We start from the raw sequence: 13,429 nt of genomic DNA on the forward strand, positions 1-13,429 counted from the left end.
CGCCTGACGCTCGCCCGACGGGGTCCGCCCATCCGCCCAACGCGCCTTGAGGTGCTGTGACGCACCGACGAAAGGTTCCTCCTCATGACCTCAACGCACGGCCGGGGGCTGCCGCACCTGGCCGCCGCCGTCGACCAACACGCTCTGCCGGACGCCGACCTGTACGTCGAGGCGGCGCGGCTCGCCGAGCGCGGCGGGCTCGACTTCGTGACGCTCGGCGACTCCTTCGCCCGGCCCGGACCGGACGCGCTCGGCGTGCTCGCCCGGGTCGCGCCCGCCACCGCCCGGATCGGTCTGGTGCCCACCGTGACCAGCACGCACACCGAGCCCTTCCAGATCCGGGCGGCGGTGGCGACCTTCGATCGGATCAGCGGCGGCCGGGCCGGCTGGCAGCTCGACGTGTCAGCCACCGGGGCCGAGGCCGAGGCCAGGCTTTCCGGCCGTCGCCGCCGCGCCGCACCCGGCGACGCGCTGTGGCGGGAAGCCGGTGAAGTCGCCGACGCGGCGGCCCGGTTGTGGGACGGCGGGGAGGGCGACGCCGGGACACGGGACGTGGCCACCGGCCGCTTCACCGGCCGCTTCACCGACCGGGACGAGCCGCACGACGGCGACTTTCCGGGTGCCGCCTTCTCCGTAAGGGGTTCCTCGACCGGGCCGCGGCCACCGCAGGGTCACCCCGTCTGTGTTGTCGACGCCACCGAGGGACAGGCCCGGCCGACCGCGGCCCGGTACGCCGACGTGGCGCTCGTGCGGGCGGTGAGCGCCGCGCAGGCGGGTGCCGTACGGGACGAACTGCGGGTGGCGGCGAAGGACTTGGGGCGTGATCCGGACGGGCTGCGGGTCCTGGCGAGCCTGGTCGTCGACCTCGGCGGCGGTGAGTACGCGGCCGAGCCGGGGCACGGGGGCGGTGGTCCCCGGCCGAGTGCGCACGGCCCGCTGTACCTGGGCGGGCCCGTCGACCTCGCCGAACTGATCACCACCTGGCACACGTCCGGCATCGTCGACGGCTTCCATCTCGTCCCCGCCGAGCCGCGCCGCGACCTGGAGCGGCTCGTCAACGGAACAGTGGCGCTGCTCCAGCACCGGGGCCTGTTCCGCACCTTCTACCCGGGCCGCACCCTCAGGGAGCACCTGGGGCTGGCCCGGCCCGCCGGCCAGTACGCCGGGCCGGGCGAACCCGTATGGACGGGCTGAACGAGCACGGTGCTCATAAAGGTGACAGACAGGTTGCGTACGGTCCGCGCACAGAACGCGTGGTCCGGGGCGTGTGCCGGAGGCGGCCCACGAGTGTTCCACGGAGTGTTCCAGGAGTGAGCTGGAGTGAGTTCATGACGGCGGACGAGGCCGAGGCGTGGCAGGCGTGGCAGGAGTGGCGCGAACGGCGCGTCGGGACGGTGTCGGCGCCCTACGGGCCGCTCTCACTCGTCGGTACGCACTGGATCGAGGACTTTCCGGACGGTCGACTTCCGGCCATCCCCGGGCAGTGGACGGCCGAAGACGACGGGGTCGCCCTGGCGGCCGGGGCCGCGGACGGGCTGACGCTCGACGGCGCGCCCTTCGCCGGGGAGGTCCGGCTGGCCGCCGACCAGGGTCCGGCGGCCGGGGCCCGGGTCGGCCTCGGTGAGCGGCGCCTGGTCGTACTGGTGCGCGAGGGCGGCTGGGGCGTACGGGACTTCGACCCCGGCGCGAAGACGCGCACGGCGTTCAAGGGCGTCGAGGCCACCGCGTACGACCCGCGCTGGTCGGTACCCGGCCGGTTCACGCCGTACGACGGGCGGCAGACCGTGCGGGTCGCGAACGCGGACGGGCGGAAGCGGGGGCTCGGGCTGGGTGGTGAACTGGCGTTCTCGCTCGGCGGGCAGGAGCTGACGCTACGGGTGACGGTCGAGGAGGACGGCACACTGTGGGCCGTGTTCGCCGACTCGACCAGCGGCGACGGCAGTTACCGCTTCCGGTTCCTGCGGTCCGCCGCGCCGGACGCCGAGGGGCGCACGACGGTGGACTTCAACCGGTCCCTGCTCCCACCGTGTGCGTTCGCCGATCATTTCGTCTGCCCCTTTCCCCCGCCGGGGAATACGCTGGGCGTCGCGATCGCCGCAGGGGAGCGCAACCTTCTGTAGGGCATCTCTCCAGGAATCGAGTTCGTTGATCAACTCCTGCGGATCGTACGGGGGTTGAACAATGTGCGGCCGAAAGGCGCCCTTGCGTCGGTCGGTCGTACCGCCGAATACTCCGACCCAGCGCTTGTCAGGGGCACAGCATGTTCGGAATCCGGACAGAAGCGTCCCTGACTGCGCCTCACGGGCCCCGACCCCACGCGGGCCCCCGACTTCCCATGTGGAGGAACGACAAGTGAGGATCAAGCGCACCACCCCCCGCAGTGGCATCACGAGACGGACCCGGCTGATCGCCGTCAGTACCGGACTCGTGGCCGCGGCCGCCTTCGCGATTCCCAACGCGACCGCCGCCGACGTCACCACCTTCAGCGCGAGCCAGCTCAGCAAGGCGAACAGCTCGGTGCTCAAGGCCGATATCCCGGGCACCGCCTGGGCGACCGACGCCAAGACGAACCGCGTTGTCGTCACCGTCGACAGCACGGTCTCCAAGGCGGAGATCGCGAAGATCAAGCGACAGGCGGGTACCACCGCCGGCGCCATCACCATCAAGAAGACCCCGGGCACGTTCAGCAAACTGATCTCCGGCGGCGATGCTATCTATGCGAGTAGCTGGCGCTGCTCCCAGGGCTTCAACGTCCGCAGCGGCTCCACCTACTACTTCCTGACCGCCGGTCACTGCACCGACGGCGCGGGCAACTGGTGGTCCAACTCCGGTCGTACGACGCTGCTCGGCGCGACCTCGGGCTCCAGCTTCCCGACCAACGACTACGGGATCGTCAGGTACGCCACCAGCTATCCCGTGAGTTCGATCTCGGGCACCGTCGGCAGCGTCAACATCACCAGCGCCGCCACCCCGTCCGTGGGCACCACGGTCACCCGCCGCGGCTCCACCACCGGCACGCACAGCGGCCGGGTCACCGCCCTCAACGCGACCGTCAACTACGGCGGCGGCGACGTCGTCTACGGCATGATCCAGACCACGGTCTGCGCCGAGCCCGGCGACTCCGGCGGCCCGCTCTACTCCACCAGCGGCATCGCCTACGGTCTGACCTCGGGCGGCAGTGGCAACTGCTCCTCCGGTGGCACGACCTTCTTCCAGCCCGTCACGGAAGCCCTGAACGCCTACGGCGTCAGCGTCTTCTAGGGCAACGCCCCACGGCACCATCGGATTTCGCACGGCACGACCTGCAGTCGGCAGCAGCAGGAGAGCCCCCGTACGCAACTCGCGTGCGGGGGCTCGCCCTTGTCCGCCTGACGGAGTTACCTTCGGAGTACAGGAAGAAGTACGGGAAGTATCGGCAGTACGGGAAGTCTCCCCCTGCATACGCCCACTTCGGACCCTGGAGGACCGGCATGGTCGAGGAGCTGGTGACGGCGGGAGTCGCTCTCGCGTCCGTCGGAACGGTGTACGCGATGTCGGCGGCGAGAGTCGTCAAACAGTACGAGCGGGGCGTGGTGCTCCGGCTCGGCCGGCTCAGGCCGAGGGTGCGCGGGCCCGGGTTCACCATGATCGTGCCCTTCGTGGACACGATCCGCAAAGTCAACATGCAGATCGTGACGATGCCCGTGCCGGCCCAGGAGGGCATCACGCGGGACAACGTGACGGTCCGGGTCGACGCGGTCGTCTACTTCAAGGTGATCGACGCGGCCGACGCGGTCGTCCAGGTCGAGGACTACCGGTTCGCCGTCTCGCAGATGGCGCAGACCTCGCTGCGCTCGATCATCGGCAAGAGCGATCTGGACGATCTCCTGTCCAACCGGGAGAAGCTCAACCAGGGCCTGGAGCTGATGATCGACAGTCCGGCGATCGGCTGGGGTGTGCAGATCGACCGGGTCGAGATCAAGGACGTGTCGCTGCCGGAGACCATGAAGCGGTCGATGGCCCGTCAGGCCGAGGCCGACCGTGAACGCCGGGCCCGGATCATCAACGCGGACGCCGAGCTGCAGGCCTCCAAGAAGCTCGCGGAGGCCGCCGAGGTGATGTCCGAGCAGCCCGCCGCACTCCAACTCCGGCTGCTCCAGACCGTGGTGGCGGTCGCCGCCGAGAAGAACTCGACCCTCGTCCTGCCCTTCCCGGTGGAGCTGCTCCGCTTCCTGGAACGGGCGCAGCAACCGGCCGGCCCGCCGCCCGCACCGGCCGCCGCCGAGGCGGGGCGGTCACGGACGGCGCAGGTGCCACAGGTGTCAGAGCCACCGCAGGCGTCAGGGGCACTGCAGGCGTCAGAGGCACTGCGGGCGTCAGAGGCGCCACAGGTGAAACGGGTGTCGCAGCGGGAAATCGTCGAGCAATCGATGCAGGAGCAACTGCCGTCCGCCGAGTCCCTGTTGGATTCGGACCCCGAAGGGGCGAATTCAAGACAGGACTAGACCTCACGATCCGCACACCGGTTACTCACGCGTAGTGTTTGCAGTGCGAATTCCTGTGGAGCAACCGTGAGATGACCGTGGACAGTCAAGGTGGGTTGAGCGCAGGGGGCGCGCGGCCGTTTATCTACGCGCGTCCTGAAGTCGACCTTGTGCGCCCCCTGGGCGTCTCGGAATAGTGGTCGCCGTTCAACCGGTACGGGAGGTCCCCACAACCTCCGGGCCGAACCCCCCACAGGAGGACCCAAGTTGAAGCACCGACGCATACCCAGGCGCCGTGCTGTCGTGGTTGGTGCGGGCATCGCCGCACTGGTCGCCGCGGGAGTGACTTTCCAGAGTGCGAACGCGAGTGAGGTCACCAAGGCCGCCGAGCCCAAGGTTCTTTCGGTCCTCGCGGCCGGAAAGATCGCCTCGACGCTCGGCAAGGACCTCGGCACCGACGTCGCGGGAACGTACTACGACGCGAAGGCGAAGAACCTCGTCGTCAACGTGCTCGATGAAGCGGCGGCCCAGGCCGTCGAGTCGGCCGGCGCCAAGGCCAGGATCGTCGAGAACTCCGTCGCCGAGCTCGACAGCGCCCGTACGACCCTGAAGCAGGACGCGACCATCCCCGGCACCTCGTGGGCGGTCGACCCGACGGCCAACAAGGTCGTCGTCACCGCGGACCGCACGGTCTCCGCCGCCGAGTGGGCCACGCTCACCAAGGTCGTCGACGGCCTCGGCGGAACCACTGAACTCCAGCGTACGAAGGGGGAGTTCAAGCCCCTCATCGCCGGCGGCGACGCGATCACCGGCGGCGGTGGCCGCTGCTCGCTCGGCTTCAACGTGGTCAAGGGCGGCGAGCCGTACTTCCTGACCGCCGGGCACTGCACCGAGTCGATCTCGACGTGGTCGGACTCGTCCGGCGTGATCGGCGAGAACGATTCGTCCAGCTTCCCCGGCAACGACTACGGCCTGGTCAAGTACACGGCCGACGTCGCCCACCCGAGTCAGGTCAACCTCTACAACGGCAGCTCCCAGCGGATCACCGGCGCGGCCTCGGCCACCGTCGGTCAGTCGGTGACCCGCAGCGGCTCCACGACCCAGGTGCACTCCGGCACGGTCACCGGTCTGAACGCCACCGTGAACTACGGCAACGGCGACATCGTCAACGGGCTCATCCAGACCGACGTCTGCGCCGAGCCCGGTGACAGCGGCGGCTCGCTCTTCTCGGGCAGCAGTGCGATCGGCCTCACCTCCGGCGGCAGCGGCGACTGCGACTCGGGCGGGGAGACCTTCTTCCAGCCGGTCACGGAGGCGCTGTCGGCGACGGGTACGCAGATCGGCTGACGCTTCTTCTCGCACCATTTTTTTCCCCGGGTCGATCGGTCCGGGACGGTCCCGCCCCTGGTTCCAGGGGCGGGATTTCGTCGTTCCACGGAGGCGGTGGAGGGGCCGGCCGTGTCCTTGATCGAGTCGCTGACCGGGGCCGATGGGGTTAGAGTGAATGAATCAATCGAACGACAGTACGAATAGCGCATCGAACTGATGGTCGAGCGAGTGGCCGAAAAGGGGTGGAGTGATGGAGGTGCGGCATGACGGGCTTCGCTCATCTGCACGTCGCGTCCGGTTACTCCGCCCGCTACGGCGCGGCACACCCGGAGCAGCTCGTCCGGCGGGCTGCCGAGCGTGGCATGGGGACGCTGGCCCTCACTGACCGGGACACGGTCACCGGCGCCGTACGGTTCGCCCGGGCCTGTGCGAAGGAAGGGGTCCGGCCGGTCTTCGGCGTCGACCTGGCGGTGGCGGCCCTCGCGCCGCCGCCCCCGGACCGGCGGCGCCGTACCCCGGTGCGCGGCGGGGCCCATGTGGCCGAGCCGCCGCTGCGGTTCACGCTGCTCGCGCAGGACCGGGCCGGGTGGGCGCGGCTGTGCAGGATCACGTCGGCCGCGCATGCCGGTACGGCGTCCGGTGCGGCGCCGGTGATGGTGCCGTGGGAGGCGCTGCGCGAGTACGGCGGCCCCGGTCTGAGCGTGCTGCTAGGGCCGCTCTCGGAGCCGGTGCGGGCGCTGGCGGTGGGCCGGGAGGATGTCGCGGCGCGGCTGCTGGCGCCGTGGCTGGAGGTTTTCGGGGGCGGGGTGCGGCTGGAAGCGATCATGAATAAACGTTTCGGCACCGGCGGCGGGGCAGGTGCCGACGCCGGTATCGGTGCTGGGGCTGGTGTCAGTAACGGCGTCACAGGCACAGGCACAGCCACAGGCACCGGTCCCGGCTCTCTCCGCCTCGCCGCCCGCACCCTCGCCCTGGCCGACCGCACCCGTACCCCCGCCGTCCTCACCAACGCCGTCCGCTACGCCGACCCCGGTCAGCACCGCCTCGCCGACGTCCTGGACGCCGCCCGGTTGCTGCGGCCGATCGACCGGCGACGCCTCGACAGCGGGGAGCGCTGGCTGAAGGACGAGGGAAGGATGACGGAGATCGCGTACGCCGTCGCCGAGTGCGCCGGGGCCGACGCCCGCCGGGCCCGCCGTCTGCTCGCGGACACCGTCGACACGGCGGACGCCTGCGCCCTCGACCCCGTGGCCGACCTGGGCCTGGGCATCGCCCACTTCCCGGAACCGGCCGTGCTCGGCGCCGGCCCCGGTGCGGGCGGCGCGGCCCGGCTGCTGCGCGAGCGGTGCGAGGCCGGCCTGGTCCGGCGCGGCCTGGACGGCGACGGCGGCGGGGCCGGCGGCGGCGACGGGAACCGTTACCGGGCCGCCCATGACCGGCTGGACGACGAACTGGCCGTGATCTCCAGGCTGAAGTACGACTCGTACTTCCTCGCCGTCGGCCAGGTCGTCGCCGACATCCGGGAGCTGGGCATCCGGGTCGCCGCCCGTGGCTCGGGCGCCGGTTCGATGGTCTGCCACGCCCTCGGCATCGCCACCGCCAACCCCCTCGACCACCGACTGCTGTTCGAACGCTTCCTCAGCGAGCGGCGCCGGAGTCTGCCCGACATCGACATCGACGTGGAGTCCGCCCGGCGCCTGGAGTGCTACGACGCGATCTTCGAGCGGTTCGGCAAGGAACGGGTCGCGGTCACCGCGATGCCCGAGACCTACCGGGCGCGCAGGGCTCTGCGGGACACCGGTCTTGCTCTGGGGATCGCGCCCGCGGACGTCGACCGGATCGCCAAGAGCTTCCCGCACCTGCGGGCCTCGGACATCTCCGGTGCGCTCGCCGAACTGCCCGAGTTGCGTCAACTGGCAGCCGAGGCAGGCCGGTTCGGGCCGTTGTGGGAGCTGGCGGAAGGCCTCGACTCGCTGATCCACGGCATGGCCATGCATCCCTGCGGTGTGGTCATCAGCGATGCCACCCTCCTGGACCGGCTGCCGGTGCAGCCCACGCCGCAGGGCGACTACCCCATGGTCATGGCCGCGAAGGAGGAGATCGAGGCGCTGGGCAACATCAAACTCGACGTCCTGGGCGTGCGGATGCAGTCCGCGATGGCCCACGCCGTCACCGAGATCGAACGCACCACCGGCAACCACATCGACCTGGACGACCCACGGCAGGTGCCGCTCGACGACGTCTTCGCGTTCAAGCTCATCCAGGAGAGCCAGACCCTGGGCCTGTTCCAGCTCGAGTCACCCGGCCAGCAGGACTTGCTCTCCCGGCTCCAGCCCCGCGATCCGCAGGACGTGATCGCGGACATCAGCCTCTTCCGCCCCGGTCCGGTCGCCGGCGGCATGCCCGAGCGGTACATCGCCGCCCGGCACGGCGGCACACCGTCGTACGCCCACCCGGACCTGGAACCGGTGCTCGCCGACACCTACGGCGTGACCATCTGGCACGAGCAGATCATCGAGACGCTGCATGTGATGACCGGCTGCGACCTGGCCCTCGCGGAGATCGCCCGGCGGGCGCTCGGCGACAAGAACCGGCTGCCCGCGATCAGGGACTGGTTCCACGGCCTGGCACGCGCGCGTGGCTACAGCGAGGCTGTCCGGGACGAGGTCTGGAAGACCGTCGAGGCCTTCGGCGCGTACGGCTTCTGCCGGGCCCACGCGGTCGCCTTCGCCGTACCGGCCCTGCAGAGCGCCTGGCTCAAGGCGCACTATCCGGCGTTCCTGCTGGCCGGGCTGCTCGAACACGACCCCGGGATGTGGCCCAAGCGGGTCCTGGTCTCCGACGCCCGTCGGCGTGGTGTGCCGCTCCTGTCCGTCGACGTCAACCGCTCCCGGGTGAGGCACACCGTGGAGAAGGCCGGCGGGGAGCAGTGGGGGGTGCGGCTCGCGCTGTCCGCGGTGCACGGCATCAGCGAGGACGAGTGCGCCCGGATCGAGGAGGGGCAGCCGTACGGATCGCTGTCGGACTTCTGGCAGCGGGCCCACCCCAGCAGACCGGTCGCCGAACGCCTCGCGGAGATCGGCGCCCTGGACTCCCTCCACGACGGCCGCCTCACGCGCCGCGACCTGCTGCTGCAGATCGCCGAACTCCACCGGGCCTCCCGTACCCGGTCCGCGGGCAAGGGCCAGCTGCCCATCGACGCGAACCCCGTCGGCGGAGCGGAGCCGAGCGGCCTGCCGGAGCTGACCGGACGCGAAACCCTGAGCGCCGAGCTGAGCACCCTCGGCATCGACGTCTCCCGGCATCTGATGGAGCACCACCACCGGCTGCTGCGGGAGATCGGCGCGACCGACGCGGCTCACCTGGCCGGACTGCGCGCCGGTCAGCAGGTCCTGGTCGCCGGCGTACGGGCCTCCACGCAGACCCCGCCCATCGCCAGCGGCCGGCGGATCATCTTCGTCACCCTGGAGGACGGCTCCGGCCTGGTCGACCTGGCCTTCTTCGAGGACTCCCACCCGGCCTGCGCGCACACCGTCTTCCACAGCGGACTGCTGCTGGTCCGCGGCGCGGTCCAGGTGCGCGGCACCCGCCGAACCGTCGTCGGCACCATGGCCTGGGACCTGGACGAGATCGCCGCCGCCCGCCGCGACCACGGCCCCGAGGCCGCACTCGCCCGCATCGGAGCCAGCCACCCGCACCCGACCCCCGCCCAGCCGCAACGGACCCTGGCCAACGGCACCACAGGCGCCCGCCTCCACCCGTACGCAGACCTGCAGCCCGCCGGCACCCGCTCGGCCGACCTCAAGAAGTTCGGTCACCGCAGCCAGGGGAGCGCGGGATGACCACACGTCAGCGGCACATCGCCCACCTCCACCTGCACGCCGCACTCAGTGAGGATCAGTACGACGACGTGATCAAACTGATGTCCGGTGTCACTCCTCACGTCCAGGCCGTCCCGCCCGACGCGGTCCAGCTGGACCTGACGTCAGCGCTCAGGTACTTCGACCTGTCTCCCTACGACGTGGTCCAGTTGGCGAAGATGAGGCTGAAGCTCTTCTACGACATCGACAGCAGCGCCGGGCTCGCGAACAACCGCATGCTGGCTGCCATGGCGGCCGACGCGTCCGCGCCGGGCGACACCACCTGGGTCCCCGACGGGCAGGCCGCCGATTGGCTGTACCCCCGCCCGGTCACCGCACTGCCGGGGATCGGCCGAGCCACAGCGGACACACTCAACAGATACGGGCTGCACGCCATCGGGCAAATCGTCGAGATACCTTCGGCCACCCTGCAGCGACTTCTCGGAGCCGGCACTGCACGGCTGCTGGCCGAACGCGCCCGCGGCCACGATCCCCGGCCGGTCACCCGATCGGAACCGGCAGTGCATCTGCTCGCCGACCTCGTACTCGAGCGGGACTGCCTCGACCCGGCACAGCATCACCGAGCCGTCCTCGGGCTTGCCGAGCAGATCGGCCAACGCCTGCGTGGTGAAAGCCGGCTCGCCGGCCGACTCACCCTCACAGTGCGGTACGCCGACGGCAGCTCCAGCACACGTACGCGCACGCTGCCGGGACCGACCGGCCATTCACCCGCACTCGCCACCGCTGCCCTGGGGCTACTGGCCGCCCTGGGGCTGCAGCGAGCACGAGTTCGCGCCTTCGCGATCCGTGCCGACGGCCTGGTGCCGACCGACAGCGCCTACCACCAGCTCTCTCTGGATCCAGGCGATGCCCGTGCCCGCGCGGTCGAAGCCGCCGCGGACCGTGCTCGTCGACGCTTCGGGTCGGAAGCTGTGCGTCCAGCCGCTCTGGCTGACTGACTCATGGGTCGGTCAGTCGGGTGTCTCGGTCGAGTCGGCGGGCTCGGAGTGGTCGGCCGGCGTGGACCGTTCGATGTGGTCGTTGGTCGCGGCCCAACTGGCCAGCAGGTTCAGGGCGTCCTGGGTGGGGGAGGCGGGTTCGGCGGTGTAGGTGAGGAGGACCTGGCTGGGGTCGCCGCCCACGGGGAAGGTTTCGAACGGCAGGTCGAGGTCGCCGACGACCGGGTGGTGCAGAAGCTTCACGCCGGTGGCGTGCATCCGGACGTTGTGGGCGGCCCAGCGGTGCCGGAACTCCTCGCTGCGGGTGGACAGTTCGCCGATCAGGTCGGTCAGCCGCCGGTCGTAGAGATCGCGGCCGGCCTCGGCGCGCAGCATGGCGACACAGTCGTTTGCGACCTGGTCCCAGTCGCGGAAGAACTCGGTCGCGTGCGGGCTGAGGAAGACGAACCGGGCGTTGTTGGGCGGCCGTGCGGGGTCGGTGGCGTAGACCGGGGAGAACAAAGCGCGCCCGAGGGGGTTGGTGGCCAGGATGTCTCCGCGGCCGTTGAGGACGAACGCGGGTGTGCCGGCCATCGAGTCGAGGACACGCTGCACGGTGGGCCGCACACGCTGCTGGACGGGCCTGCGGCGTGGTGGGCGGGTGGTGCCGGCGCCGCGCAGGAGGTCGAGGAGGTGGATGCGTTCGGCCTCGTCGAGCTGGAGGGCCTGGGCGATGCCTTCGATGATGCTCTCGGAGACGCCGGTGGCGTTGCCACGCTCCAGGCGGGTGTAGTACTCGCTGGAGATGCCCGCGAGGAGGGCGACCTCCTCGCGGCGCAGCCCGGTGACCCGTCGGCGCTCTCCGCCGTAGACGGGCAGCCCGGCCTGCTCGGGGGTGACCCTGGACCGTCGCGTGCCCAGGAATTCCCGGATCTGGGCGCGGACGTCATCGCGAATGTCGCGGTTGCTGCCTTGTGGGTCGTTTCTGCCTGCCATGCGTTTCACTCTACGAACCCTTCCGCCGGGCTGGGGGTCCCTGTCAGTGACCCTCTCATCAGGGACTCCCACGCCCCCGTGACAACCGGTTCTGTTGGTGGTGCACCGCTCACGGCGGTGTGAACGGCCCGGATACGGCGGTGCTCGTGCCGCCCGTCTCCAGCCCCTTCGCGGCGCCGTCGGCGCTGTGACCACCGCAGTCAGAAGGACGATCATGCGTCGATTCGCCAAGCCGGCCGCCGTCGTGACGGCGCTGGGAGCGCTCAGCCTCGCGGCCTTCGGATCGGGAGCCGTGGACGCGGCCGGTGCGGCCGGCCGCGACACGGGTTCCGGGTCGCCGTCCCGGGTCACGGCGGAGTCCGTCTCCTGGAGCCACGGGAGCACTCAGGTGAACAAGCGCATCATCGAGCGCTACACCAGCGAGTACCTGCCCGGTCGCAATCCCGCTCTGGCGAGCAGGTTCGGCAGCCCGGACATCGTCGTGCACTCCGGCGGCCAGACGTGGCAGGGCCGGGACACCTATCTCGGCATCGTCGCGGCGAACCTGAAGGCGTTCCCCGACCTCAAGTGGACGGTGCGGGACATGCGGGCCGAGGGCGACACCGTGGCCGTCCGCTACGCCATGACGGGCACCCACGAAGGACCCTTCGCCGGGGTCGAGGCCACGGGCAGGGCGATCCGCTCGGAGAGCATGGCGTTCTACCGCCTGTCCCACGGCAGGATCGTCGAGGAACGCGGCCAGCTCGACATGCTCGGCATCCTCCGGCAGATGGGCGCCCTCCCCGCCGCATAACAGCGGAGCGCGGTACCTCACCCGCATCCCCTCCTCTCCTCCCGCGCGGATGTGATGACCGCGCTCGCCGCGCCCTCGGCACGCTGACGCAGTCCGGCCCGCCCGGCCCTTTGCCGCCTGGTCGGCCGCCGAAAGGGCGCGACACATCACCACCAGACCCCCCCGGGTGCCGGATCACGGCGCCTGAAAGGAACCCCCCCCATGAGCAAGGTCATTCTCGTCACCGGTGCCGGACGCGGTCTGGGTACGGACATCGCCCGCGAGGCCCTGGCCGCCGGTCACCGGGTCGTCGCCACCGGTCGCCGCCCCGAGGAGGTCGAAAAGGTCCTCGGCGGGCCGCAGGACAACCTGCTGGTCACCAAGCTGGACGTCACCAGCCTGGACGACGCCGAGGCCGCCGCGCAGGCCGCCGTCGACCGATTCGGCCGTATCGACGTCCTGATCAACAACGCCGGGAACCTCTTCACCGGCTACTTCGAGGAGATCTCGCCCGCGCAGATGCGCCGGCAGTTCGAGACGAACCTCTTCGGCCCGATGAACGTCACCCGCGCCGTACTGCCGGTCATGCGGAAGCAGCGCGCCGGCCACATCATCACCATCACCTCGACCGCCGGTCTGGTCGGCATGGAGTTCACCTCCGCCTATGCCGCCTCCAAGTTCGCGGAAGAGGGCTGGATGGAGTCCCTGCGCTACGACGTCGAGCCGTACAACATCCACACCACGGTCGTGGAGCCCGGCTACTTCCGTACCGAACTCCTCGTGGACGGCTCCACCGTCTGGCCCGAGCTGTCCATCGACGACTACGCCCCGCGCACCGCCCCGAGGATCGCGGGCATGAAGAGCATGAACGGCAAGCAGCCCGGCGACCCCGCCAAGCTCGCCCGCGCCCTGCTCACCATCACCGGCCAGGGAAAGCCGCTGCAGCGCTTCGTCGCCGGTGCGGACGCCATCGAGGCCGTCGAGGCCAAGGCGAAGGAACTCCTCGCCCAGGCCGAAGCCTCCCGCGAACTGGGCGACAACCTCGCTCACGACGACACCCACGCCTGAGAG

10 protein-coding genes are annotated in these 13,429 nt (G+C 70.7%); 9 read left to right on the top strand and 1 reads right to left on the bottom strand.

The window, feature by feature from the left end:
• Positions 1-84 precede the first annotated feature (84 nt).
• The 7 genes from ACH4TV_RS17640 (at position 85) to ACH4TV_RS17670 (ending at position 10,611) form a co-directional block, all read left to right on the top strand.
• Positions 85-1,194, top strand: a complete 1,110-nt coding sequence (locus tag ACH4TV_RS17640; RefSeq protein WP_398398954.1) for an LLM class flavin-dependent oxidoreductase — start codon at positions 85-87, stop codon at positions 1,192-1,194.
• A 134-nt stretch (positions 1,195-1,328) separates the two neighbouring features.
• Positions 1,329-2,120 (top strand): DUF1684 domain-containing protein, encoded by a 792-nt coding sequence (locus ACH4TV_RS17645; RefSeq protein ID WP_398399751.1) that lies wholly within the window; start codon positions 1,329-1,331, stop codon positions 2,118-2,120.
• 232 nt (positions 2,121-2,352) lie between these two features.
• Positions 2,353-3,261 carry a S1 family peptidase gene (locus tag ACH4TV_RS17650; protein ID WP_398398955.1) on the top strand — a complete coding sequence of 303 codons (909 nt, stop codon included), beginning with the start codon at positions 2,353-2,355 and terminating at the stop codon, positions 3,259-3,261.
• A gap of 209 nt (positions 3,262-3,470) precedes the next feature.
• Complete coding sequence (locus ACH4TV_RS17655; protein ID WP_398398957.1) at positions 3,471-4,484, top strand: slipin family protein; 1,014 nt, start codon at positions 3,471-3,473, stop codon at positions 4,482-4,484.
• A 246-nt stretch (positions 4,485-4,730) separates the two neighbouring features.
• Positions 4,731-5,810, top strand: a complete 1,080-nt coding sequence (locus ACH4TV_RS17660) for a S1 family peptidase (protein ID WP_398398959.1) — start codon at positions 4,731-4,733, stop codon at positions 5,808-5,810.
• A gap of 245 nt (positions 5,811-6,055) precedes the next feature.
• Positions 6,056-9,634, top strand: coding sequence for a DNA polymerase III subunit alpha (locus ACH4TV_RS17665; RefSeq protein ID WP_398398961.1), 3,579 nt, complete (start codon positions 6,056-6,058; stop codon positions 9,632-9,634).
• Complete coding sequence (locus tag ACH4TV_RS17670; protein WP_398398963.1) at positions 9,631-10,611, top strand: DNA polymerase thumb domain-containing protein; 981 nt, start codon at positions 9,631-9,633, stop codon at positions 10,609-10,611. Before ACH4TV_RS17665 ends, ACH4TV_RS17670 begins: the two co-directional genes overlap by 4 nt.
• A 12-nt stretch (positions 10,612-10,623) precedes the next feature.
• Here the strand turns inward: ACH4TV_RS17670 and ACH4TV_RS17675 are convergent, their stop codons facing one another.
• Positions 10,624-11,586 carry a helix-turn-helix transcriptional regulator gene (locus tag ACH4TV_RS17675; protein WP_398398965.1) on the bottom strand — a complete coding sequence of 321 codons (963 nt, stop codon included), beginning with the start codon at positions 11,584-11,586 and terminating at the stop codon, positions 10,624-10,626.
• Between the two features lie 214 nt (positions 11,587-11,800).
• Here ACH4TV_RS17675 and ACH4TV_RS17680 point away from each other — a divergent pair, with 214 nt between their 5' ends.
• Positions 11,801-12,379, top strand: a complete 579-nt coding sequence (locus ACH4TV_RS17680) for an ester cyclase (protein ID WP_398398967.1) — start codon at positions 11,801-11,803, stop codon at positions 12,377-12,379.
• A gap of 201 nt (positions 12,380-12,580) precedes the next feature.
• Positions 12,581-13,426: an SDR family NAD(P)-dependent oxidoreductase gene (locus ACH4TV_RS17685; protein ID WP_398398969.1), complete on the top strand. Its 846-nt coding sequence runs from the start codon at positions 12,581-12,583 to the stop codon at positions 13,424-13,426.
• The last annotated feature ends 3 nt before the right edge of the window (positions 13,427-13,429 follow it).

The organism is Streptomyces sp. NPDC020898, from assembly GCF_044333925.1.
GTDB lineage: Bacteria > Actinomycetota > Actinomycetes > Streptomycetales > Streptomycetaceae > Streptomyces.

What these genes read in the sequence shown, in the direction of transcription:
- ACH4TV_RS17640 (WP_398398954.1), top strand. Translation starts at nt 85, where the DNA reads ATGACCTCAACGCACGGCCGGGGGCTGCCGCACCTGGCCGCCGCCGTC.
- ACH4TV_RS17645 (WP_398399751.1), top strand. Translation starts at nt 1,329, where the DNA reads ATGACGGCGGACGAGGCCGAGGCGTGGCAGGCGTGGCAGGAGTGGCGC.
- ACH4TV_RS17655 (WP_398398957.1), top strand. Translation starts at nt 3,471, where the DNA reads ATGGTCGAGGAGCTGGTGACGGCGGGAGTCGCTCTCGCGTCCGTCGGA.
- ACH4TV_RS17665 (WP_398398961.1), top strand. Translation starts at nt 6,056, where the DNA reads ATGACGGGCTTCGCTCATCTGCACGTCGCGTCCGGTTACTCCGCCCGC.
- ACH4TV_RS17670 (WP_398398963.1), top strand. Translation starts at nt 9,631, where the DNA reads ATGACCACACGTCAGCGGCACATCGCCCACCTCCACCTGCACGCCGCA.
- ACH4TV_RS17675 (WP_398398965.1), bottom strand. Translation starts at nt 11,586, where the DNA reads ATGGCAGGCAGAAACGACCCACAAGGCAGCAACCGCGACATTCGCGAT.
- ACH4TV_RS17680 (WP_398398967.1), top strand. Translation starts at nt 11,801, where the DNA reads ATGCGTCGATTCGCCAAGCCGGCCGCCGTCGTGACGGCGCTGGGAGCG.
- ACH4TV_RS17685 (WP_398398969.1), top strand. Translation starts at nt 12,581, where the DNA reads ATGAGCAAGGTCATTCTCGTCACCGGTGCCGGACGCGGTCTGGGTACG.